This window comes from Kitasatospora sp. NPDC097691, from assembly GCF_040302665.1.
Taxonomy (GTDB): domain Bacteria; phylum Actinomycetota; class Actinomycetes; order Streptomycetales; family Streptomycetaceae; genus Kitasatospora.
The window spans coordinates 250,411-271,750 of record NZ_JBEORY010000003.1; the positions used below are offsets into that span (position 1 = coordinate 250,411).

Here is a 21,340-nt window from a genome sequence, read left to right on the forward strand (position 1 = left end):
TCATGCTCACTGCCCGTCGTCCCCGCACGTTCGCCGCGCGCCTCGGCTCCCGCACCGAGTCCACGCCTCTCGCCCGCCACCTCCTCCGTGCCTACCTCGCTGCCCTCCCCGACGGCGAATGCTATTCAGACGTCGCGGAGTTGCTCCTCGGCGAACTGTTCGCCAACGCCGTCCAGCACTCCGAGGCGCCCGCCGACCGGCTCATCGAGGTCCGCTTCTCCGTCGTCCGCGACCTCCTCCGCCTCGAAGTCCACGACGCCGGCGCCGGCCGCCCCTCCGTCCACACCGCCGGTACCGACGAGGAGCGCGGACGCGGACTCTTCCTCGTCAACGAGCTGGCCGAGCGGTGGGGTTGCTGCCCCCGCTCCGGTGGCGTCGGCAAGTTCGTCTGGGCGTTGGTCGCCCCCGCCCCCTCGCCCGCCCGCTCCCCCTCCCTCTCCCTCGTCACCGCCTGAAAGCGCGCCCCCGATGCAGCCGCCCCTCATCACTCTCGCCCGGCACGCCCTCGCGCGCGGCTCCACACCCGCCGAGGCCTACGCGTTCCTCGCTCGCCGTTCGCGCAAGCCGCTCCCCGCCGCCCGCGCCGTGTGCCTGGCCCTCTCCATCCCCCTCGCCGAGGCCGACCGTCGCCTCGACGACTGCTACAGCGCCCTCCTCGCCCACCGCCGCCCCGGCTCCGAGGCCGACACCGGCGAACTCCTCGAAGCCCTCGGCGTCTTCGACGTCCCTGTCACCCTCACCGACACCGACCGCTCCCTCATCGACCTCTTCCTCACTGCGATCGACGCCATGGGCGGCATCCGCCCCGGCCACCGGCACGGCCTCGACCGCTGGTTCACCACCGGCAACCTGACCGCCGCCTACCTCTCCCTCGCCGCCGCCCACCCCATGCCCCGCACCGGCGACCCCACCGCCTACTGGACCACCCTCGTCGCCGCCGGCGAACTCCTCGCCGCCACCCCCGCGCCGGACGGCCGCATCAAGCTCGCCCTCGCCCACTGCCGCACCCAGGCCGCCCGAACCAGCACCCCGTAAGCGCCGGAAGTCGGCGAACCACTCCCGTCCCACCCAGGGCGGGCCGATGAACGACTCTGCGCAGCAGCAGAGTTGCCGGAAATCTCCGCATACCGATACAAGGAGGACGCATGACGCAGACCCCCAAGCCGTGGGGCATCGGCAGGATGGAGCCCTACGCGGCCACCGCCACGCTCCCGCTCCCGGCGTTCACGCCCGTCATCGACCCCGAGACCCAGATCGCCGTCATCGTGGACGAGAACGGCCGGACGGTCGAGCTGGGGAGCCACGGCACCAGCACCAGCGGTGTCACGCCCACCCAGACGACCCCCGGTGACGGGGCCGCGCCGGGCGGGGCCACGGACAGCGATGTCACCGAGTCCTACGACCAGGACCAGAGCTCCGGCTGATGGACGACCGAAGCAGGTCGGTGCTGGTACTGACCAATGTCTCCGACGTGACGGCGGACGCGGTGCTGCGGGTGCTCGCCGGGCGCCGCGTCCCGGTGGTCCGTCTCGATCCCGGCACCGACCTGCACGGGGGTGCCTCGCTGACCGCCGCGTACCGTGCGGACGGTCAGCGAGGCACCCTCCGCACGTCGAGCCGCGAACTGGACCTGACGGCCGTGCGCTCCGTCTGGGTCCGCAGGCCCTCGCCGTACCAGGGGCCGCCCGACCTCGACGGCCAGGACCGCCGGTTCGCCGCCGCACAGGCCTTCTGGGGAGCGGGTGGCATCCTGGCCTCGCTGCCGGGGGCGCACTACGTGAACCACCCCTGGGACAACCGGGCGGCGGAGTACAAGCCGGCTCAGCTCGCCACCGCCCAGCACTGCGGATTCCGGGTGCCCCCCACGCTGATCACCGACGACGAGCGCGAGGCGCGGGAGTTCGCCGCCGGGAACGCCGGCGGCACGGTCTACAAGCCCGTGTGGCACACCCCGCACGAGGTCGACGGGCAGCCCCGGACCGTCTGGGTCCGCGAAGTCCGCGGCCCGGAGCTCACCGAAGCGGTGACGGCGTGTCCGCACCTGTTCCAGGCCAAGGTCCCCAAGGCCTTCGACACCCGGGTGACCGCCGTCGGAGACCGGCTGTTCGGCGCCCGCATCGACAGCCCGGACCTCGACTGGCGGTACCGGCAGGACCGGATGCGGTGCAGCCCGATCGACGTCCCCGTACCGGTCGCCGAAGCCGTGGCCCGCTACCTCGCCGCCTTCCGGCTGACCTTCGGCGCCTTCGACTTCGCCGTCACCGACGGCGGCACCTGGCAGTTCCTGGAGTGCAACCCCAACGGGCAATGGGCATGGCAGCCGCCCGACATCACCGACCGGATCGCACACGCGATCGCCGACCGACTGGAAGGGAACCACGACACGTGACCACGTCCGCCACCCTGCGCGCCGCCCTGGTCCGGCAGCTCACCGAGAACGGCACGCTCACCGACCCCGCATGGACCGCGGCCGCCGGAGCCGTGCCGCGCGAACTGTTCGCCGGCTCCTACTTCGTCCCGATCGACGGCAGCTCCCCGACCGGCTACCGGGCCCTGCACCACGGTGACCCCGGATGGCTGGAGGGTGCCTACGCCGACCGAACCCTCATCACCCAACTCGACGGCCGCACCCACCCGGAGGACACCGGGGACCAGCCGGTGACCGGGGCGCCCTCGTCGTCCTCCACCCTGCCCTCACTCGTGCTGGACATGTGGCAGCAGCTCGGCGCGGACACCGGTCACCGGGTCCTCGAAGTCGGCACCGGCACCGGCTACTCGACCGCCCTCGGCGCACACCGCCTCGGCGACGGGAACCTCACCAGCATCGAGTACGACCCCCGCGTCGCCGAACGCGCCGCCGCCGCACTCCGGGCCGCCGGCTGCGCCCCACGGCTCCTCACCGGCGACGGCCTCGGCGGGGACCCGGACGGCGGCCCGTTCGACCGGTTGATCGCGACGTGCTCGGTCCGGTACCTGCCGATGGCCTGGCTCCGCCAGGTGAGGCCGGGCGGCCGGATCCTGGTCACCCTGTCCGGGTGGGGCTACGCCAACGCCCTGGCGCTGCTCGACGTCACCGGCCCCGGCGAGGCCACCGGCAGGTTCCTGCCGGGCTACACCAGCTTCATGATCGCCCGGCCGCACGACCGGCCGCCCCGCCCGGCCCTGGCCCTGCTCCCCGGGGAGGAGCGTCCGAGCCGGATCGACCCCGCGACGCTCGACACGTGGACCGGGAGCTGGGTCGCGCAGCTCGCCGCGCCCTCGGCCGAACGGATGGGAAGCGGGGGGCAGCAGGTCCTCTCGGACGTGGCCACCGGCTCCCAGGCCCGGACGGTGCCCGACGGCGACGACGGGTGGACCGTGGTCCAACGCGGGCCGCTCCGACTGTGGGACCAGGTCGAAACCGCCGTCGAGGCATGGCAGCGCGCGGGCGAGCCCCACCAGGACGCCTTCGGCATCACGGTCTCCCCGGCGGGGCAACGGGTCTGGCTCGGCAGCGAGAACGGCCCCGGCTGGAACCTGCCGATCTGACCGGGTGTGCGAAACCACCCCCGGCACCCGCGCCGGTGCACAGGAAGTCGGCAACACCGACTTCCTGTGCACTTCGGACCGTGCCCTCCGACGTCCCCGCGGCGCGGGCAGCGGGTACCGGCCGGCGCGTCACGGCAGTACGGGCCGGGCGGATGTCACCGCGGGTCCGTCGCTCAGGAGGAGGCCCACCAGGTCGAGGGCGCCGCGACCGCGTAACCCAGCGACTCGTACAGCGGCCTGCCCAGCTTCGAGGCGGTGAGCGTGACCGGCAGCTCCGCCAGGTGGGCGAGGGCTCCGAGCATCACGGCCCGGCCCACGCCCCGCGAGCGGAACGCCGACGAGGTGCCGATCCAGTAGTGGCTGCCGACGCCGTCGGCCAGGACGCTGACGCCGGCTCCCGCGGTCTCGCCGTCGATCGAGGCGATGAAGACGTCGACGCCCGGCTGTTCGATCAGCGCCGGGGGGAAGAGCTCGCCGGGGCGGTGAGGCTGGAAGCCGTCCAGCTCGAAGCCCTCGATCACGACCTGCTCGGCCGTCCACAGGTCCTCGAGCCGCCGCACCCTGATCACGTCCAGGGCCGGTTCGGCGACGGGCCCGGGCAGGCGCAGCATGATCGGCATCTGCCAGTTGCGCAGGCCCAGGTGGTTCAGGTCGGCCGAGCTGAACGGGTCCTCGACGTAGGCCGTCCCTGCGGCCCCGCGGACCAGCTCGCTCACCTCGGCCAGTTCGCCCGGGTCGAGCTCGGGTTCCTGGATCAGGACCCGCAGGCCGGCGCGCTCGTCGCCGTCGACCGCGACGAACCCGCGGCGCCGGATCACCTCGTGTCCCCGGGACCGGCCGGTCGCAGTCCAGAAGGCGGCGGAGTTCCGGGCCTGGCGCAGCGGCGCCTCGGCCAGGGACATGGGCTGGTCGGTCGAAGGGGTTCCGGTTGTCATTGCGCCTACGGTAGTACGAAATTGATCGAACGTAAGGAACGGTTTCCCGTGGGCGGACCGGGCGACCCCGCGACCCTGTGCGACGGCGGGCCCGGACGCTCCACGCGTCCGGGCCCGCCGGGTACCGCTCGCCGCCGTCAGTGGGCGGCGGCCTCCCAGTTCGCGCCGACGCCGACCGAGACGTCCAGCGGGGCGCGCAGCGGGTACGCACCCGCCATCTGCTCCCGGACGACGGCCTCCACCCGCTCGCGCTCGCCGGGGGCCAGCTCCAGGACGATTTCGTCGTGCACCTGGAGCAGCATCCGGGAGGTGAGGCCGGCCGCGCGCAGCGCCTCGTCCACCCGGAGCATGGCGATCTTGACGATGTCGGCGGCCGAGCCCTGGATCGGGGCGTTGAGGGCCATCCGCTCCGCCATCTCGCGGCGCTGGCGGTTGTCGCTGTTGAGGTCCGGCAGGTAGCGGCGGCGGCCGAGCAGCGTCTCGGTGTACCCCGTCGCGCGGGCCTCGTCGACGACGCGGCGCAGGTAGTCGCGCACGCCGCCGAAGCGCTCGAAGTAGGTGTCCATCAGGCCCTGCGCCTCGGCGGGCTTGATGTTGAGCTGCTGCGAGAGCCCGTACGCGGACAGCCCGTACGCCAGGCCGTAGGACATCGCCTTGATCTTGCGGCGCATCTCGGCGTCGACCGCGGCGCCCGGGACCTCGAAGACCTGGGAGGCGACGGTGGTGTGCAGGTCCTCGCCGGAGGCGAAGGCCTCGATCAGTGCCTCGTCCTCGGACAGGTGCGCCATGATCCGCAGCTCGATCTGCGAGTAGTCGGCGGTGAGCAGCGACTCGTAGCCCTCGCCGACGACGAAGGCGCGGCGGATGGCGCGGCCCTCCTCGGTGCGGACCGGGATGTTCTGCAGGTTCGGGTCCTGCGAGGAGAGCCGGCCGGTGGCGGCGACCATCTGGTTGAAGGTGGTGTGGATCCGGCCCTTGGGCGAGACGGTCTTGAGCAGGCCCTCGACGGTGGTGCGCAGCTTGGCCTGGTCGCGGTGGCGCAGCAGGATGACCGGCAGCTCGTTGTCGGTCTGGGTGGCGAGCCAGGTCAGCGCGTCGGCGTCGGTGGTGTAGCCGGTCTTGATCTTCTTGGTCTTGGGGAGCGCGAGCTCGCCGAAGAGGATCTCCTGGAGCTGCTTGGGCGAGCCGAGGTTGAACTCGTGCCCGGCGGCGGCGTGGGCCTCCTCGACGCAGCGCTGGATCTCGGCGGCGAACTGCGCCTCCAGCGTGGTGAGCCACGCGCGGTCGGCGGCGATGCCGTAGCGCTCCATGCGAGCGAGCAGGGCGGCGATGGGCAGTTCCATGTCGTGCATCAGCCCGGCGGCGCCGACCTCGGCGAGGCGGGTGTCGAAGAGCGCGGCCAGGTCGAGCACGGCGCGGGCCTGGAGCATCAGCGACTGCGCGGCGGCGGTCTCGTCCTCCTCCGGTGCGTCGAAGGCGAGTTGGCCGCTCTCGGCGGCGGGGGCCGGGGTGAGCGAGCGGGCCAGGTACTCCTCGGCGAGCACCTCCAGGGTGAAGGTGCGGCGGCCGGGCTTCTCCAGGTAGGCGGCGAGCGCGGTGTCGGCGACGACGCCCTCGACCGTCCAGCCGCGCTCGGCGAAGGCGCGCATGACCTGCTTGGCGATGTGCAGGGCCTTGGGGGCGGCCGGGTCGGCGAGCCAGCCGGCGAAGGCCCGCTCGTCCTCCTCCGCGAGCAGCGCCGGGTCGAACCAGGCGGCCGTCTCCCCGGCGGCGAGGGCGACTTCGGTGACCTCGCCGGCGCCGAGCGCCCACTGGTAGACGGCGGCGAGGGCGACCGTGGTCTTGCCGTCGGAGGCGTGCTCGCGCAGCCAGGCGGCCAGGGTGCCCGGGTCGGTGAGCAGTTCGCCGTCCACCTCGATGCCGGGGGCGAGCTCGGCGGCCTCCTCCTCGCCGACGGCCGGGTCGATGCCGTAGACGCGGTCGCGGAAGTTGGCGTTGCGGAACTCCAGCGACTCCATCAGGGTGCCGACGGCCGCCCTGTCGAACGGCGAGCGGGCCAGGTCGGCCACGCCGAGCGGGAGTTCGACGTCGCGGACCAGCTCGGTGAGGACGCGGTTGCGCTTGACCGAGTCGAGGTTGTCGCGCAGCTTCTCGCCGATCTTGCCCTTCACCTCCTCGGCGCGGGAGACCAGTTCGTCGAAGGAGCCGAACTGGTTGACCCACTTGGCGGCGGTCTTCTCACCGACGCCGGGGATGCCGGGCAGGTTGTCGGACGGGTCACCGCGCAGCGCGGCGAGGTCCGGGTACTGGCGCGGGGTGACGCCGTACTTCTCGGTGACCTTCTCCGGGGTGAAGCGGGTGAGCTCGGAGACGCCCTTGGTCGGGTAGAGGACGGTGACGTGGTCGGTGACCAGCTGGAGCGAGTCGCGGTCGCCGGTGACGATGTCGACGTCGTACCCGGCCGCCTCGGCGGCGGTGGCCAGGGTGGCGATGATGTCGTCGGCCTCGAAGCCCTCGGCGGTCAGCCGGGGGATGCTCATGGCGTCGAGGAGTTCGCCGATCAGACCGACCTGGCTCTTGAACTCGTCCGGCGTCTTGGCCCGGTTGGCCTTGTAGTCGGGGAACTCGACGGAGCGGAAGGTCTGCCGGGAGAGGTCGAAGGCGACGGCAAGGTGGGTGGGCTGCTCGTCCCGGACGGTGTTGGCGAGCATCGACGCGAAACCGTAGACCGCGTTGGTGGGCTGCCCGGTGGAGGTGTTGAAGTTCTCCACGGGCAGGGCGTAGAAGGCCCGGTAGGCCATCGAGTGCCCGTCGAGCAGCATCAGCCGGGGCCGCGGGCCGGCCCCGCCGCCACCCGTAGCGCCCTTGTCCGTACTCTGCGTAGCCACGTCAACGTCCGTTCCTGCCGATTCCACTACCGGCCACCGATCCTATGGCCCGGCACCGACAAAAGGGGCACGGCATCGACGGGGGCAGGGCACCGCACCGGCGGGGTCGGAGTGCCGCCCCGGCGGAGCCGGCGGGGGCGCATCGCCGGGGCCGTGAGGGCGCACCGGCGGGGTCGGCGGGGGCGCATCGCCGGGGCCGCCACGCCAGCCCCCGGCCGCGCGCTCCACCGCCGAGTAGGACGGTCGTACGATCACGGGCAGCAGGACCCGTGACCCCCGAGCGGCAGGAGTTCCCCCATGACCGATGCGGCCCCCGAGACCGCACCCGTCCTGAACGTCCCGCAGGACGTACTGGACCACTTCGCCAAGCTGGGCGTCAGCCCGGAGACCTTCTCCGGCGGCCACCTGGGCGAGAAGCTCGGCATCCGGATCGTCGAGGCGTCCGGCGACCGCGTGGTCGGCACCATGCCCGTGGAGGGCAACCAGCAGCCGTACGGGCTGCTGCACGGCGGCGCGTCGGCGGCGCTGGCCGAGACGCTGGGCTCGATCGGGGCGATGCTGCACGCCGGCCCCGGCCGGTACGCGGTCGGCGTCGACCTCAACGCCACCCACCACCGCTCGGCGACCTCCGGCCTGGTCACCGGGGTCGCGACGGCCGTGTTCAAGGGCCGCACCGCCGCCACCTACGAGATCGCGATCACCGACGACACCGGCAAGCGGATCACCAGCTGCCGGCTGACCTGCATGCTGCGCGACCTCTAACGGGCCGACAACTGCCGCGAGTTCAGCGGACGCGGCATCAAATTCCTTTTCCGCCCCCTTGTTTGACCATCGACCGCCCTGGGCAGGCGTTGGTCAAACGAGGGGGCGTTCGCATGCCCGGACACACCGAGGCGACCCCCGCTCCCGTAACGCTGCGTAACAGGCAGGAAATCCGAGCACAGGTCCGGCTCCGGGGGCCCCAGGCGCCCCGAGGCCACTTCACCGCGCCCTTCTCGTCCGCAATACGGACGCGCAAGGTCGAAACCCGGGAATCGGACATGACTGTCCGGTTATCGACGATGCCAGCCGCAACCCGCATTTCTGGCCCTTACATCGCCCTACCAGCGCGTAAACGCCCGAAAGCGCCGGATCGATCGAGCCGAAACGACCACATGCTGAGACAACTGCTCCGTGTGCTCATAACAAGAGAATCACAGCATGCTCGCAGCACTGCCCGAGCCGCCCAACGGCATCTAGAGTCACGGCCAGTCACCGCGCCACCGATTGGGCCCGGCCCTCTGCGCACTCCGGCTCCCGCCATTCCGGCGCGGGCGCCTCCTGAACCGAAGGGGACCCTCGTGCGTCACCGTTCTGCAGTTGTCGTGAGCATTGCCGTGATCGGCGCCCTCAGCCTCAGCGCCTGTGGCTCCCGCGGTGCCAAGTCCGACGGCGCCGGAGGCAAGGACAACAACGCCTCCACCACCGTCGTCATCGGCGTCGACGCCCCGCTCACCGGCGACCTCTCCGCCCTCGGCCTCGGCATCCGCAACTCCGTGGACCTCGCCGTCAAGAAGGCCAACGAAACCAACGAGGTCCCGGGCGTCAAGTTCGAGATCAAGGCCCTGGACGACACCGGCAAGCCGGCCCCCGGCCAGCAGAACGCCACCCAGCTGGTCGGCGACCCCAAGGTGCTCGGCGTCGTCGGCCCCCTCAACTCCAGCGTCGCCCAGTCGATGCAGCAGATCTTCGACGACGCGAACCTGGTCGAGGTCTCCCCCGCCAACACCGGCGTCGCCCTCAGCCAGGGCGAGAAGTGGGCCAGCGGCGAGAAGAAGCGCCCCTTCAAGTCCTACTTCCGCACCGCCACCACCGACGCCGTCCAGGGCCCGTTCGCCGCCCAGTTCCTCTACAACGACGCCAAGAAGACCAAGGTCTTCCTCATCGACGACCAGAAGACCTACGGCGCCGGCCTCGCCGCCACCTTCAAGGGCGAGTTCACCAAGCTCGGCGGCACCCTCGCCGGCGAGGAGCACGTCAACCCCGACGACCGCGACTTCGCCGCCATCGTCACCAAGGTCAAGAGCTCCGGCGCCGACGCCGTCTACTACGGCGGCGAGTACCCCGCCGCCGGCCCGCTCTCCCTCCAGCTCAAGGACGCCGGCGTCAACATCCCCCTGATGGGCGGCGACGGCATCCAGAGCGGCGACTTCATCAAGCTCAACCCCAAGGGCCAGGGCGACTTCGCCACCGCCGTCGGCCTGCCCGTCGAATCCCTCGACACCGCCAAGAAGTTCATCGCGGACTACAAGGCCGCCGCCTACAAGGACGCCTACGAGACCTACGGCGGCTACTCCTACGACAGCGCCTGGGCCATCATCCAGGGCGTCAAGCAGGCCGCGAAGGACAGCAACGGCAAGGCCCCGACCCGCCAGGCCGTCCGCGACGCCGTCCAGAAGGTCTCCTTCGACGGCGTGACCGGCAAGGTCTCCTTCGACGAGTTCGGCGACACCACCAACAAGCAGCTCACCGTCTACACCGTCAAGGACGGCAAGTGGGCCGTGGAGAAGTCCGGCACCTTCAACGGCTGACACTCCCCCGGGAGCCGGCCGAGGGCTGACGCTCCCCCGGGAGCCGGCCGACGGCTGACGCTCCCCCGGGAGCCGGCCAGACAGCACAGCACGCGCGCGGGGGCGCCACGAGTGCCCCCGCGCGCCCCCACATCCACCACCCACGCGGACACCCCAGAACGCACTACGGAGGCCCAGCGGTGCACGACCTACCGCAGCAGCTGGCCAACGGCCTGATCCTCGGAGCCCTCTACGGACTCGTCGCGATCGGCTACACGATGGTCTACGGCATCGTCCAGCTCATCAACTTCGCCCACGGCGAGATCGTCATGGTCGGCGGCTTCGGCGCCCTGACCGCCTACCTCGCCCTCCCCGGCGGCACCACCCTCTGGCTGGCCCTACCGCTGATGCTGATCGCCGGCATCCTGGTCTCCACCCTCACCGCCGTCGCAGCCGAGCGCTTCGCCTACCGCCCCCTGCGCAACGCGCCCCGGCTCGCCCCCCTGATCACCGCGATCGGGCTCTCCATCTTCCTCCAGCAACTCGTCTTCTCCTTCTACCCCGACGCCAAGAAGGCCCGGGTCTTCCCCAAGATCCCCGGCGACCCCTTCAGCCTCGGCTCCGTCACCATCCAGCGCAGCGACCTCTTCCTGATCATCGCCGCCCCGCTGTGCATGCTCGCCCTCGGCTGGTTCGTCACCCGCACCCGCTCCGGCCGCGCCATGCAGGCCACCAGCCAGGACCCCGACACCGCCAAGCTGATGGGCATCGACACCGACCGCATCATCGTCATGGCCTTCGCCATCGGCGCCGCGTTCGCCGCCGTCGCCGCCATCGCCTACGGCCTGCGCAGCGGCCAGATCGACTTCCGGATGGGCTTCATCCTCGGCCTCAAGGCCTTCACCGCCGCCGTCCTCGGCGGCATCGGCAACATCTACGGAGCCATGCTCGGCGGCCTCGCCCTCGGCCTCGCCGAAGCCCTCGCCACCGGCTACATCCAGCACCTGCCCGGCATGCACCTCTTCGGAGGCGGCGCCTGGAAGGACGTCTGGGCCTTCGTACTCCTCATCCTCGTGCTCCTCGTCCGGCCCCAAGGCCTGCTCGGCGAGCGCGTCGCGGACAGGGCGTGACCACCATGACCACCACGACCACCGAGACCACCCCGGTCATCCCCCTGCCGGCCCGCGCCGCCGCGGCCCTCACCGGCCTCGGCGCCCTCGCCACCGCCGCCTCCGCCGCCATGTCCTGGACCTGGACCTCCGACTTCCCCGGCGACCTCACCTACTACGGCTCCCCGGCCGGCCTCCAGTGGCTCGCCCTCGCCGCGGGCGCCCTCACCCTCGTCCTGCTGCTCGCCGCCCAAGGCGTCCCCGGCCTGCGCTGGGCCGCCCCCGCCGGCAGCAACAACGCCGTCCTCTACGCCGCCACCGGCGCCCTCGCCGTCGGCGTCTACTCCGTCGCCTCCATCGCCGTCGAACTCGACGGCCTCGTCAACCTCGAACCCGGCGGCTGGGTCCTCGCCGCCGGCGGCCTGCTCAGCGTCCTCGGCGCCCTCGGCCTCCCCCTCGACCGCCGCACCGCCGTCCCCCTGCGGATCGTCGACAAGCGCCTCTTCCTGCTCGTCCCGGCCGCCCCCCTGGTCTGGTTCGCCACCCACGCCATCCCCACCGACAAGCCCGTCGCCCCCGTCATGACCGCCCTCGCCGGCGGCGTGGCCATCGCCACCGGCGCCGTCCTCCTCCTCCAACTCGGCCACCTCGCCAACACCTGGCTGCGCCTCGGCCGGATCGAGCGCCCGCTGCCCGCGCCGCGGCAACTCCCCTCCTGGCTCGAGGTCCTGCTCATCATCGTCGCCTTCGGGCTCGGCCTCTTCGCGATCACCTTCGGCATCGACACCGAGTACGGCGAACTCTTCATCTGCTACCTGCTGTTCGCCGGCCCGACCGTCGCCGCCCTCACCAAGTCCGGCCTGATCGCCCGACTGCGCGCGCTGACCGTCAAGCACCGCCCGGTCACCACCGGCGCCGCCTTCGCCGCTGCCGCCAGCTTCCCCTTCACCCAGAGCAGCGACCAGTACACCTCGGTCGCCACCAACATCCTGATCTTCGCCACCGTCGCCCTCGGCCTCAACATCGTCGTCGGCCTGGCCGGCCTGCTCGACCTCGGGTACGTCGCCTTCCTCGGCGTCGGCGCCTACGCCGCCGCCCTGGTCTCCGGCTCCCCCGCCTCGCCCATCCACGTCCAGTTCCCGTTCTGGGCCGCGATGCTCACCGGCGCCGTCGTCTCCATGGTCTTCGGCGTCCTGATCGGCGCCCCCACCCTGCGGCTGCGCGGCGACTACCTCGCCATCGTCACCCTCGGCTTCGGCGAGATCTTCCGCATCACCATGCTCAACCTCAACGGCACCACCGGCCCCAAGATCACCAACGGCTCCAACGGCATCCCGCGGATCCCCGACCTGGAGATCCTCGGCTTCGACCTCGGCAAGACCCACACCGTCGCCGGCATCGAACTCGGCCGCTTCTCCAACTACTACCTGCTGATGCTCCTCGTCACCGCCCTGGTCGTGCTCGTCTTCGCCCGGGTCGGCAACTCCCGCATCGGCCGCGCCTGGGTCGCCATCCGCGAGGACGAGACCGCCGCCGAAGCCATGGGCATCAACGGCTTCCGCCTCAAGCTCCTCGCCTTCGCCCTCGGCGCCTGCCTCGCCGGCCTCGCCGGCACCGTCCAGGCCCACGTCAGCTACACCGTCACCCCCGACCAGTACACCTTCGCCGAGGCCCTCCCGCCCAACTCCGCCTTCCTGCTCGCCGCCGTCATCCTCGGCGGCATGGGCACCATCAGCGGACCGCTGGCCGGCGCCACCCTCCTCTTCCTCATCCCGAAGAAGCTGGAGTTCCTCGCCGACTACCAGCTCCTCGCCTTCGGCGCCGCCCTCATCATCCTCATGCGCGTCCGCCCCGAGGGCCTCATCCCCAACCGCCGCCGGCAGCTGGAGTTCCACGAGGCCACCATCCCGGCCCAACCCACCGGCGAGCCGACCGCACTCACCAAGGCAGGGGCGTGAACGACCCGATGACCACCACCGCCGCACCCCTGCTCGAAGTCACCGGCGTCACCATGCGCTTCGGCGGCCTCACCGCCGTCAACGACGTCTCCCTCACCGTCGGCGAGGGCGAGATCATCGGCCTCATCGGCCCCAACGGCGCCGGCAAGACCACCTTCTTCAACTGCCTCACCGGCCTGTACGTCCCCACCGAGGGCGCCGTCCGCTACCGCGACGTCCTGCTGCCCCCCAAGCCCCACCTGGTCACCCAGGCCGGCATCGCCCGCACCTTCCAGAACATCCGGCTCTTCGCCAACATGACCGTCCTGGAGAACGTCCTCGTCGGCCGCCACACCCGCACCAAGGAAGGCATCTTCTCCGCCATCCTCCGCGGCCCCGGCTACCACCGCGCCGAAGCCGAGAGCCGCGAGAAGGCCATGGAACTCCTCGCGTTCACCGGCCTCGCCGACAAGGCCGACCACCTCGCCCGCAACCTCCCCTACGGCGAGCAGCGCAAGCTCGAAATCGCCCGCGCCCTCGCCTCCGACCCCGGCCTCCTCCTCCTCGACGAGCCCACCGCCGGCATGAACCCCCAGGAGACCCGCGCCGCCGAGGAACTCGTCTTCGCCATCCGCGACCGGGGCATCTCCATCCTCGTCATCGAGCACGACATGCGCTTCATCTTCAACCTCTGCGACCGCACCGCGGTGCTCGTCCAGGGCCAGAAGATCGTCGAGGGCGACCGCGAGACCGTCCAGAACGACGAGCGCGTCATCACCGCCTACCTCGGCGCACCGCTCGAAGACACCGTCCCGGCAGACACCGTCCCGGCAGACACCGCCCCGGCAGACAGCGCCCCGGCAGACACCGCCCCGGCAGGCCCGGAGATCGTTACGGAGACCGACCAGTGACCGCACTCCTCGAGGTCGAGGACCTCCGCGTCGCCTACGGCAAGATCGAAGCCGTCAAGGGCATCAGCTTCACCGTCGAACAGGGCGAGGTCACCACCCTCATCGGCACCAACGGCGCCGGCAAGACCACCACCCTGCGCACCCTCTCCGGCCTCCTCAAGCCCACCGCCGGACGCATCACCTTCGACGGCCAGGACCTCTCCACCGTCCCCGCCCACAAGATCGTGTCCCTCGGCCTCGCCCACTCCCCCGAAGGCCGGCACATCTTCCCCCGCATGACCATCGAGGAGAACCTCCTCCTCGGCGCCTTCCTGCGCTCCGACACCGCCGGCATCACCGCCGACGTCGAACGCGCCTACGGCCTCTTCCCCATCCTCGGCGAACGCCGCAAGCAGGCCGCGGGAACGCTGTCGGGCGGCGAGCAGCAGATGCTCGCCATGGGCCGGGCCCTGATGTCCCAGCCCAAGCTGCTCATGCTGGACGAGCCCTCGATGGGCCTCTCCCCGCTGATGATGCAGAAGATCATGGCGACCATCGTCGAGCTCAAGTCGTCCGGCACGACCATCCTCCTGGTCGAGCAGAACGCCCAGGCGGCCCTGTCCCTCTCCGACCAGGGCTACGTCATGGAGACCGGCCGCATCGTCCTCTCCGGGACGGGCGCCGACCTCCTCCACGACGAGTCCGTCCGCAAGGCCTACCTCGGCGAGGACTGAGCCCACACATGACGAAGGGCCCGGCAGATCCGCTCTGCCGGGCCCTTCCCGTCCTCGCTACTCCCCCTTGGCCTCTTCGGCCTTCTTGCGGTCCTGGGCCTCGCCCTCCTCGATGACCGCCTCGGCCACCGCCGCCATCGTCATCCGCCGGTCCATCGACGTCTTCTGGATCCACCGGAACGCGGCGGGCTCGTTCAGCCCGAACTTCGTCTGCAGCACACCCTTCGCCCGGTCCACCAGCTTCCGGGTCTCCAACCGCTGGGTGAGATCCCCGATCTCCCTCTCCAGCGCCCGCATCTCGGTGTACCGCGACACGGCCATCTCGATCGCCGGCACCAGGTCCGACTTCGAGAACGGCTTGACGATGTACGCCATCGCCCCGGCGTCCCGCGCCCGGTCCACCAGCTCCCGCTGCGAGAACGCCGTCAGCATCAACACCGGCGCCAGGTGCTTCTCGTGGATCTGCTCGGCAGCGGACAGCCCGTCCAGAACCGGCATCTTCACATCGAAGATCGCCAGATCCGGCTTCAGCTCCTCCACCAACTGCACCGCCGTCGCCCCGTCCCCCGCTTCGCCGACGACGGTGTACCCCTCCTCCTCCAGCATCTCCTTCAGATCGAGACGGATCAGCGCCTCGTCCTCGGCGATCACGATCCGGGTGATCTGGGGCGTATCGGTCTCAAGCGGCTGTGCCTGCTCGTCGGCGGTGCTCACGGGGCTCCTAGTTCCGGCGGGGTACTGCAGTAATCGAGGGTACCTAGCAGCGGCCGACCGCACGCAGCCGGTATGCTCTGTCGGGACTGACCCCGCCGGGTTGGTGGAACGGCATACACGGATGTCTCAAACACATCTGCCCGAAAGGGCTTGCGGGTTCGAATCCCGCACCCGGCACCCTCCCGCTCCGCGTTTCAGCTCGCCCTGTCCAATGGCTCCAGCTCGACCGTGAGCCGCATTCCGAGCGCTTCCGCGAGCCGTTCAAGGACCACGATCGTGGGCATCGTCCCCCCTGCCTCGAAACGGGCGATGGCGGGCTGCTTCATCCCGGTCACGGAAGCCAGTTGGGCCTGGGTCATACCGAGGGCCTCGCGGCGCAGGCGTACGGTCTCGCCGAGTTCGAACCGAATCCGCGCGGCCTCGTAGGCTGCGCCGGCACCGGGTCGGTTGAGGATCTCCTCCCGCATGGACCGCCAGGACGTGCGTTCGCTCATCTCGACCACTCCTCATCCTCGTCGGCGGTGTGCTGCTCAGCCACGCAACGGCGCATCGCCCGCCTCGCGCGGTCGACCTCGCCGGTCTCACGCATGCGCGTCTTACGGAACACGGTCAGCAGGATGATCCTCCTGCCGGACGCGATCCAGTAGGTGATGCGCATGTCCAGTTCGCCCAGATGAAAGCGCAGTTCTCGAAGCTTTCCGTGCAACTGCCGACTGTACGGCTCGCTGAGCAGCGAGCCACGGACGGCCAGCAGGTCCACGTAGAACGCGACCGTTCCCTGATCGTCCTGGCTCAGCCCGAGGATCCAATCCCGGACCTCCGGTTCGAGCTCCACCTCTCCCCAAGTCATAACACGGATGTTATGAGGGCGCCAGGCCACACTCCCGCCGATCCGACAGTCGACGGGCGGCATCCCACCAGATGGGGGATGCCGCCCTCGGAAGGCCGATCGATTCACGCTCAGGCGTCCAGCGTCCCCACGTGGTGGACGCGGACGAGGTTGGTGGAGCCGGCGAGGCCGGGGGGTGAGCCGGCCGTGATGACGACGATGTCGCCCTTCTGGCAGCGGCCGAGCGACAGCAGGGCCGCGTCGACCTGTTCGACCATCTGGTCGGTGGTCGGGGCGAAGGGGCCGAGGAAGGTCTCCACGCCCCAGGTGAGGGCGAGTTGGCTGCGCACGGCCGGTTCGTAGGTGAAGGCGAGCACCGGGATGGGTGAGCGGTAGCGGGTGAGGCGGCGCGCGGTGTCGCCGGACTGGGTGAAGGCGATCAGGTACTTGGCGTGCAGGAAGTCGCCGATCTCGGCGGCCGCGCGGGCGACGGCGCCGCCCTGGGTGCGCGGCTTGCTGCCGGCGGTGAGCGGGGGCAGTCCTGCGGCGAGGATGTCGTTCTCGGCGGCTTCGATGATCCGGCCCATGGTCTTGACCGTCTCGACGGGGTACTTGCCGACCGAGGTCTCGCCGGAGAGCATCACCGCGTCGGTGCCGTCCAGTACGGCGTTGGCGACGTCGGAGGCTTCCGCGCGGGTGGGCCGGGAGGCGTTGATCATCGAGTCGAGCATCTGGGTGGCGACGATGACCGGCTTGGCGTTGCGCCGGGCGAGCTTGATGGCGCGCTTCTGGACCAGCGGGACCTGTTCGAGGGGCATCTCCACGCCCAGGTCGCCGCGGGCCACCATGATGCCGTCGAAGGCGTCGACGACGGATTCGAGGTTCTCCACCGCCTGCGGCTTCTCGATCTTGGCGATGACCGGGACGTACCGGCCCTCCTCCGCCATGATCCGGTGGACGTCCTCGATGTCGCGTCCGCTCCGCACGAAGGAGAGCGCGATCAGGTCGGCCCCGGTGCGCAGCGCCCATCGCAGGTCGGCGACGTCCTTGTCGCTGAGTGCGGGGACGGAGACGGCGACGCCGGGGAGGTTGAGGCCCTTGTGGTCGGAGACCAGGCCGCCTTCGATGACGAGGCACCGCACGCGAGGCCCTTCGACGGCGACGACCTCCAGGGTGACGCGGCCGTCGTCGACGAGGATGCGTTCGCCGCGGCTGACGTCGCCCGCGAGCCCGGTGTAGGTGGTTCCGCAGATGTCCTTGTCCCCCACGACGCCCTTGTCGGTGGAGATGGTGAACTCGTCGCCGCGTTCGAGAAGTACCGGCCCGTGGGCGAAGGTGTCGAGGCGGATCTTCGGGCCTTGAAGGTCGGCGAGGACGCCGACGCTCCGGCCGGTCTCGTCGGCGGCCTTACGGACGCGTCGGTAGCGTTCCTCGTGCTCGGCGTGGGTGCCGTGGCTGAGGTTGAATCGGGCGATGTCCATCCCGGCGTCGACCAGGGATTTGATCTGGTCGTACGAGTCGGCGGCGGGCCCGAGGGTGCAGACGATTTTTGCTCGGCGCATAGTGCTGAGACTAGGCATTACCGGCGCGTAACCACGAGGCGGGTCCGGACTGCGGGATGACCTTTGCGGTAAGGCGAGTTGAACAATCTGACACACCCTCGGACCGGTGTGCGAGCGGCCTGCCCCGGCCCCTCTCCGGCCGTCCTGCGGCGGCCCGGTCGATGCGATTCCGTGAAGGGGTGTTCACCCCTGGTTCACCGTCACTTCCGTTGCCGCTCCCCGCCCGGCGGGACGCTCGTCACCCCCGGGTGACGATCCGAGGATTCCGGGTAACCACCCGGACGACGTAGAAGACGCGGCCGAAGTCGCGTACGAGGGGGAGGCGTTCGACATGAAACGCGGCGGCGCTCTGGGGGTGGTGGCGACCCTGGCCCTGCTGGGCTGGGTCGCCTATGCGCTGATCCCCGACGACCACAAGGGGGGGACCCAGGTGGTCACGGTCACCGGCCTGATCGGTTCGGAGAAACGCGGCTTCTTCGAAGACCAGGCGGTCAAGGACGAGTTGAAGAAGCAGGGCCTGGTGGTCAAGGCGGATTCGACCGGCTCGTGGACGATGAGCGAGCAGGCGAAGAGCACCAAGGGGTTGGACTTCGCCTTCCCGGCCAGTGCCGCCCCGGCCCGGGAGATCCAGCGCAACTGGCAGCTGACGGACTCGCCGCTGGTGCCCTTCTACTCCCCGCTGGTGGTCGTGGCGCCCGATTCGGCGGCGCAGGTCCTGAAGCAGAACCAGCTGGCCGACGTGGACACCAAGGGCGTCTGGACGTTCCGGATGGACAAGTACGTGGAAGCGCTGAAGGCCGGCCGGAAGTGGAAGGAGCTCCAGGGCGCCGACAAGCACCCGGAGCTGGCCGGCCCGCTGTTCGTGTCGACCACGGATCCGGACACCTCGTCCTCGGGCGCGATGTACGTGGCGCTGCTGTCGTACGTCGCGAACGGCAACCAGGTGGTGCAGGACGACGCCGGCGTGAACAACGTCCGGGACGTCCTGGCCACCTCGAACGGCGTCCAGGGCATGCAGAAGATCAGCAGTGACGAGCCGTTCCGCGACTTCTTCGCGGGCGTGGGCACGCTGGTCTTCGCGTACGAGTCGCAGGCCGCCGCACTGCCGCTGCAGGGCAAGGACACCGGCGACATGGTGGTGATGTACCCGGACACCACGATCCAGTCGGACCACACCCTGGTGGCCCGGACGGACAACGGCCGCAAGCTGGCCGACCTGTTGGAGAACGACGCGGTGCTGCGCGGCCTGGAGGCCCGGTACGGCCTGCGCCCGCAGGCCGACCAGGAGGCCTTCTGGAACCTGATGAAGGACAAGAAGCCGTCCTTCGCGCACGACCTGAGGAACTCCGGGTTCAAGCAGGCCACCCTGCCCTCGCTGGACAACCTCCAGAAGCTGATCGCCGCGGCGAAGGGTGGGAGCCCGAAGTGAACCTCCGTACGAAGCGCCGCGGCGGGCTCGCCGTCGCCCTGGCGGCCGTGCTGGCCGCAGTGACCGCCTGCACCTCCTCCGGCGGTGACAAGGCCGGCCCGCAGCCCAGCGACCCGCCCGCCGAGACCGCCCGGCCGGGGGTGCTGCGCGTCCTGGCCGGCAGTGAGCTGCAGGACCTGGCGCCGGTCCTGGAGGAGGCCCGGAAGGCCACCGGGGTGACCGTGCAGTTCTCCTGGACGGGCACCCTGGACGGCGCCGACGCGGTGGCCTCGGGCCGCGCGGACGGCAAGTACGACGCGGTGTGGTTCCCCTCGAACCAGTACCTGCGGCTGGATCCGGTCGGGAAGTCCAAGGTGCTGTCCGAGACGCCGGTGATGGTCTCGCCGGTGGCGATCGGGGTGCGTTCCTCGGTGCTCGGCGACCTGGGCTGGGGCGACGGCTCGAAGGTCACCTGGGCGCAGGTCGGCGACGCGGCGGCGGCCGGCAAGCTGACGTACGGGATGGCGGACCCGTCGCGTTCCAACTCCGGCTTCTCCACGCTGGTGGCGGTCGCCTCGGCGTTCTCCGGGGCGGACGGGGCGCTGGCCGAGGCGGACGTGCAGAAGGCGACGCCGCAGCTGAAGCAGTTCTTCACCGGCCAGAAGCTGACCTCCGGCTCCTCGGGCTGGCTGGCCCAGGCGTACACCCGGGCCGAGTCGGGCGTGGTGGGCGCGCTGGTGAACTACGAGTCGGTGCTGCTGTCGATGAACCGGACGCTGTCGCCGCAGCAGCAGCTGACGGTGGTGCGCCCGGTGGACGGCGTGGTGTCGGCGGACTACCCGCTGTCGCTGCTGTCCTCGGCCGCGCCGGACCAGCGCGACGCCTTCCAGCGGCTGACCTCGTACCTGCTCAAGGACGACGTGCAGAAGCGCATCTCCGAGACGACGCTGCGCCGCCCGGCGACGGCGGGTGTGGGCCCGGCCGCCGGGCTGCCGACGGACCGCCGCCGGGAGCTGCCGTTCCCGGGCACCAGGGCGGTCGCGGACGGCCTGCTCGCCTCGTACCAGAACGATCTGCGCCGCCCGTCCCGGACGGTGTACGTGCTGGACACCTCGGGCTCGATGGAGGGTTCGCGGATCGCCTCGCTGAAGACCGCGATGGGCCGGCTGACCGGGGCGGACGACACCCGCGGGGTGCGGCGCTTCCGCAACCGCGAGGAGGTCACGCTGATGTCCTTCGCCTCCTCGGTGAAGTGGTCCAAGACGCACGTGGTGCCGCCCACGGGCAGCCAGCCCGGTCCGCAGCAGGAGCTGGCGTCGATCAACAACGACGTGCAGTCGCTGGCGGCCTCGGGCGGGACGGCGGTGTACGGCTCGTTGGAGGAGGCGTACCGGGTGATCGAGCGTCAGCAGGCGGCGGCGAACGACGACCGGTTCACCTCGATCGTGCTGATGACGGACGGGGAGAGCAACGTCGGTGCGTCGGACGCCGACTTCAAGCGCTTCCACGACGCGCTGCCGGCCTGGGAGAAGTCGATCCCGGTGTTCCCGATCAAGTTCGGGGAGGCGGCGGTGTCCCAGCTGCAGGGGATCGCGGACGTGAGCGGCGGCAAGCTGTTCGACGGCTCGGGCTCGCTGGACGGGGCGTTCGAGGAGATCCGTGGCTACCAGTGACGGACCGGCCCGGCGGGTGGGGCAGTACCTGAACTCGGCCAAGAACTGGGCCGGCCTCGGGGGCGCCGCGGTCGGGACGACGCTGCACGAGTTCGGGCTCGGCGGGGGCCTGTGGCCGGGGGTGGTGGCCGCCCTGTACGGGGTCGGCGCCCTGGTGGCCCCCGGCCGCAGGCCCGGCCCGCCGGACCCGCCGGACCCGCCGATCCCCGGTGGGGGCTCGGACCCCGGCCGGGTGTCGGGGTCGGGGTCCGGGTCAGAGCCGGAGTCGGAGCCGGAGCGGGAGCCGGACGAGCCGCCGACCCCGCCGCCGGCGCCCCTCCCCGACCCCGAACTGGAGGCGCTGGCCGGCTACCTGGACACCGTGCCGCTGCCGCCCTCCGCCGGGGTGGACGACCTGGTGGCGGCGCTGCGGGCGGCCGGCCCGGGCCCGGTGGCGGAACGGATCGTCCGGCACCGGCTGCCGCTCGCGGTGGCCGGCTACCTGCGGGCGCGGACCTGGCAGCCGTGGGTGGGCCCGGACGCCCCGGACCCGGCGGCCGAACTGGGCCGCGAGGTGGTCCTGCTGACCAGCGACCTGGCGTGAC

20 protein-coding genes and 1 tRNA gene are annotated in these 21,340 nt (G+C 71.1%); 15 read left to right on the forward strand and 6 right to left on the reverse strand.

What is annotated here, in order from left to right; genetic code table 11:
- Window positions 1–2 precede the first annotated feature (2 nt).
- The 5 genes from ABTY56_RS03880 to tgmC all read left to right on the forward strand — a co-directional run bounded on the left by ABTY56_RS03880 (window position 3) and on the right by tgmC (window position 3,528).
- Window positions 3–455, forward strand: coding sequence for an ATP-binding protein (locus ABTY56_RS03880; RefSeq protein ID WP_350626206.1), 453 nt, complete (start codon window positions 3–5; stop codon window positions 453–455).
- A gap of 13 nt (window positions 456–468) precedes the next feature.
- Window positions 469–1,035, forward strand: a complete 567-nt coding sequence (locus tag ABTY56_RS03885; protein WP_350626208.1) for a hypothetical protein — start codon at window positions 469–471, stop codon at window positions 1,033–1,035.
- A gap of 110 nt (window positions 1,036–1,145) precedes the next feature.
- Window positions 1,146–1,424 carry a putative ATP-grasp-modified RiPP gene (gene tgmA, locus ABTY56_RS03890; RefSeq protein WP_350626210.1) on the forward strand — a complete coding sequence of 93 codons (279 nt, stop codon included), beginning with the start codon at window positions 1,146–1,148 and terminating at the stop codon, window positions 1,422–1,424.
- The gene (gene tgmB / locus ABTY56_RS03895; RefSeq protein WP_350626212.1) at window positions 1,424–2,389 is read left to right on the forward strand and encodes an ATP-grasp ribosomal peptide maturase; all 966 of its coding nucleotides are present in this window, start codon (window positions 1,424–1,426) and stop codon (window positions 2,387–2,389) included. The genes tgmA and tgmB overlap by 1 nt, the downstream gene beginning before the upstream one ends.
- Window positions 2,386–3,528, forward strand: a complete 1,143-nt coding sequence (gene tgmC, locus ABTY56_RS03900; RefSeq protein WP_350626214.1) for an ATP-grasp peptide maturase system methyltransferase — start codon at window positions 2,386–2,388, stop codon at window positions 3,526–3,528. The genes tgmB and tgmC overlap by 4 nt, the downstream gene beginning before the upstream one ends.
- Window positions 3,529–3,701: 173 nt before the next feature.
- Here the strand turns inward: tgmC and ABTY56_RS03905 are convergent, their stop codons facing one another.
- Window positions 3,702–4,463 carry a GNAT family N-acetyltransferase gene (locus ABTY56_RS03905; RefSeq protein WP_350626216.1) on the reverse strand — a complete coding sequence of 254 codons (762 nt, stop codon included), beginning with the start codon at window positions 4,461–4,463 and terminating at the stop codon, window positions 3,702–3,704.
- A 137-nt stretch (window positions 4,464–4,600) separates the two neighbouring features.
- Window positions 4,601–7,285, reverse strand: a complete 2,685-nt coding sequence (polA, locus tag ABTY56_RS03910) for a DNA polymerase I (RefSeq protein ID WP_350626276.1) — start codon at window positions 7,283–7,285, stop codon at window positions 4,601–4,603.
- Window positions 7,286–7,648: 363 nt separating this feature from the next.
- Between polA and ABTY56_RS03915 the strand changes: the two genes are divergently transcribed.
- From ABTY56_RS03915 to ABTY56_RS03940, 6 genes are all read left to right on the forward strand, one after another.
- A complete protein-coding gene (locus ABTY56_RS03915) occupies window positions 7,649–8,113 on the forward strand; it encodes a PaaI family thioesterase (RefSeq protein ID WP_350626218.1) in 465 nt (154 codons plus the stop codon).
- Between the two features lie 578 nt (window positions 8,114–8,691).
- On the forward strand, window positions 8,692–9,921 hold the full coding sequence (locus ABTY56_RS03920; RefSeq protein ID WP_350626220.1) for a branched-chain amino acid ABC transporter substrate-binding protein: 1,230 nt from the start codon (window positions 8,692–8,694) through the stop codon (window positions 9,919–9,921).
- A 179-nt stretch (window positions 9,922–10,100) separates the two neighbouring features.
- Complete coding sequence (locus tag ABTY56_RS03925) at window positions 10,101–11,030, forward strand: branched-chain amino acid ABC transporter permease (RefSeq protein WP_350523537.1); 930 nt, start codon at window positions 10,101–10,103, stop codon at window positions 11,028–11,030.
- A gap of 5 nt (window positions 11,031–11,035) precedes the next feature.
- Window positions 11,036–12,967: a branched-chain amino acid ABC transporter permease gene (locus ABTY56_RS03930; RefSeq protein WP_350626222.1), complete on the forward strand. Its 1,932-nt coding sequence runs from the start codon at window positions 11,036–11,038 to the stop codon at window positions 12,965–12,967.
- 8 nt (window positions 12,968–12,975) lie between these two features.
- The gene (locus ABTY56_RS03935; protein ID WP_350626278.1) at window positions 12,976–13,857 is read left to right on the forward strand and encodes an ABC transporter ATP-binding protein; all 882 of its coding nucleotides are present in this window, start codon (window positions 12,976–12,978) and stop codon (window positions 13,855–13,857) included.
- Window positions 13,854–14,570: an ABC transporter ATP-binding protein gene (locus ABTY56_RS03940; RefSeq protein WP_350626224.1), complete on the forward strand. Its 717-nt coding sequence runs from the start codon at window positions 13,854–13,856 to the stop codon at window positions 14,568–14,570. Before ABTY56_RS03935 ends, ABTY56_RS03940 begins: the two co-directional genes overlap by 4 nt.
- Before the next feature lie 57 nt (window positions 14,571–14,627).
- Here the strand turns inward: ABTY56_RS03940 and ABTY56_RS03945 are convergent, their stop codons facing one another.
- Complete coding sequence (locus ABTY56_RS03945; protein ID WP_350626226.1) at window positions 14,628–15,284, reverse strand: ANTAR domain-containing response regulator; 657 nt, start codon at window positions 15,282–15,284, stop codon at window positions 14,628–14,630.
- A 94-nt stretch (window positions 15,285–15,378) separates the two neighbouring features.
- Between ABTY56_RS03945 and ABTY56_RS03950 the strand changes: the two genes are divergently transcribed.
- Window positions 15,379–15,461: transfer RNA gene (locus tag ABTY56_RS03950), tRNA-Leu, on the forward strand.
- A gap of 17 nt (window positions 15,462–15,478) precedes the next feature.
- On the opposite strand, the gene ABTY56_RS03955 is transcribed toward ABTY56_RS03950, so the two are convergent.
- From ABTY56_RS03955 to pyk, 3 genes are all read right to left on the reverse strand, one after another.
- Window positions 15,479–15,778 (reverse strand): helix-turn-helix domain-containing protein, encoded by a 300-nt coding sequence (locus ABTY56_RS03955; protein WP_350626228.1) that lies wholly within the window; start codon window positions 15,776–15,778, stop codon window positions 15,479–15,481.
- Complete coding sequence (locus ABTY56_RS03960; RefSeq protein WP_350626230.1) at window positions 15,775–16,134, reverse strand: type II toxin-antitoxin system RelE/ParE family toxin; 360 nt, start codon at window positions 16,132–16,134, stop codon at window positions 15,775–15,777. The genes ABTY56_RS03955 and ABTY56_RS03960 overlap by 4 nt, the downstream gene beginning before the upstream one ends.
- A 110-nt stretch (window positions 16,135–16,244) precedes the next feature.
- The gene (gene pyk / locus ABTY56_RS03965; RefSeq protein WP_350626232.1) at window positions 16,245–17,675 is read right to left on the reverse strand and encodes a pyruvate kinase; all 1,431 of its coding nucleotides are present in this window, start codon (window positions 17,673–17,675) and stop codon (window positions 16,245–16,247) included.
- A gap of 331 nt (window positions 17,676–18,006) precedes the next feature.
- Here pyk and ABTY56_RS03970 point away from each other — a divergent pair, with 331 nt between their 5' ends.
- The 3 genes from ABTY56_RS03970 to ABTY56_RS03980 are packed head-to-tail and all read left to right on the forward strand — an operon-like array spanning window position 18,007 to window position 21,339.
- Window positions 18,007–19,104, forward strand: a complete 1,098-nt coding sequence (locus ABTY56_RS03970) for a substrate-binding domain-containing protein (protein WP_350626234.1) — start codon at window positions 18,007–18,009, stop codon at window positions 19,102–19,104.
- Entirely contained in the window at window positions 19,101–20,756 is a 1,656-nt protein-coding gene (locus tag ABTY56_RS03975) for a VWA domain-containing protein (RefSeq protein WP_350626236.1), read from the forward strand. The genes ABTY56_RS03970 and ABTY56_RS03975 overlap by 4 nt, the downstream gene beginning before the upstream one ends.
- On the forward strand, window positions 20,743–21,339 hold the full coding sequence (locus ABTY56_RS03980) for a hypothetical protein (protein WP_350626238.1): 597 nt from the start codon (window positions 20,743–20,745) through the stop codon (window positions 21,337–21,339). The genes ABTY56_RS03975 and ABTY56_RS03980 overlap by 14 nt, the downstream gene beginning before the upstream one ends.
- Window position 21,340 lies beyond the last annotated feature (1 nt).

What these genes read in the sequence shown, in the direction of transcription:
- ABTY56_RS03880 (WP_350626206.1), top strand. Translation starts at nt 3, where the DNA reads ATGCTCACTGCCCGTCGTCCCCGCACGTTCGCCGCGCGCCTCGGCTCC.
- ABTY56_RS03885 (WP_350626208.1), top strand. Translation starts at nt 469, where the DNA reads ATGCAGCCGCCCCTCATCACTCTCGCCCGGCACGCCCTCGCGCGCGGC.
- tgmA (WP_350626210.1), top strand. Translation starts at nt 1,146, where the DNA reads ATGACGCAGACCCCCAAGCCGTGGGGCATCGGCAGGATGGAGCCCTAC.
- tgmB (WP_350626212.1), top strand. Translation starts at nt 1,424, where the DNA reads ATGGACGACCGAAGCAGGTCGGTGCTGGTACTGACCAATGTCTCCGAC.
- ABTY56_RS03905 (WP_350626216.1), bottom strand. Translation starts at nt 4,463, where the DNA reads ATGACAACCGGAACCCCTTCGACCGACCAGCCCATGTCCCTGGCCGAG.
- polA (WP_350626276.1), bottom strand. Translation starts at nt 7,285, where the DNA reads ATGCTGCTCGACGGGCACTCGATGGCCTACCGGGCCTTCTACGCCCTG.
- ABTY56_RS03915 (WP_350626218.1), top strand. Translation starts at nt 7,649, where the DNA reads ATGACCGATGCGGCCCCCGAGACCGCACCCGTCCTGAACGTCCCGCAG.
- ABTY56_RS03930 (WP_350626222.1), top strand. Translation starts at nt 11,036, where the DNA reads ATGACCACCACGACCACCGAGACCACCCCGGTCATCCCCCTGCCGGCC.
- ABTY56_RS03935 (WP_350626278.1), top strand. Translation starts at nt 12,976, where the DNA reads ATGACCACCACCGCCGCACCCCTGCTCGAAGTCACCGGCGTCACCATG.
- ABTY56_RS03955 (WP_350626228.1), bottom strand. Translation starts at nt 15,778, where the DNA reads ATGAGCGAACGCACGTCCTGGCGGTCCATGCGGGAGGAGATCCTCAAC.
- ABTY56_RS03960 (WP_350626230.1), bottom strand. Translation starts at nt 16,134, where the DNA reads ATGACTTGGGGAGAGGTGGAGCTCGAACCGGAGGTCCGGGATTGGATC.
- pyk (WP_350626232.1), bottom strand. Translation starts at nt 17,675, where the DNA reads ATGCGCCGAGCAAAAATCGTCTGCACCCTCGGGCCCGCCGCCGACTCG.
- ABTY56_RS03970 (WP_350626234.1), top strand. Translation starts at nt 18,007, where the DNA reads ATGAAACGCGGCGGCGCTCTGGGGGTGGTGGCGACCCTGGCCCTGCTG.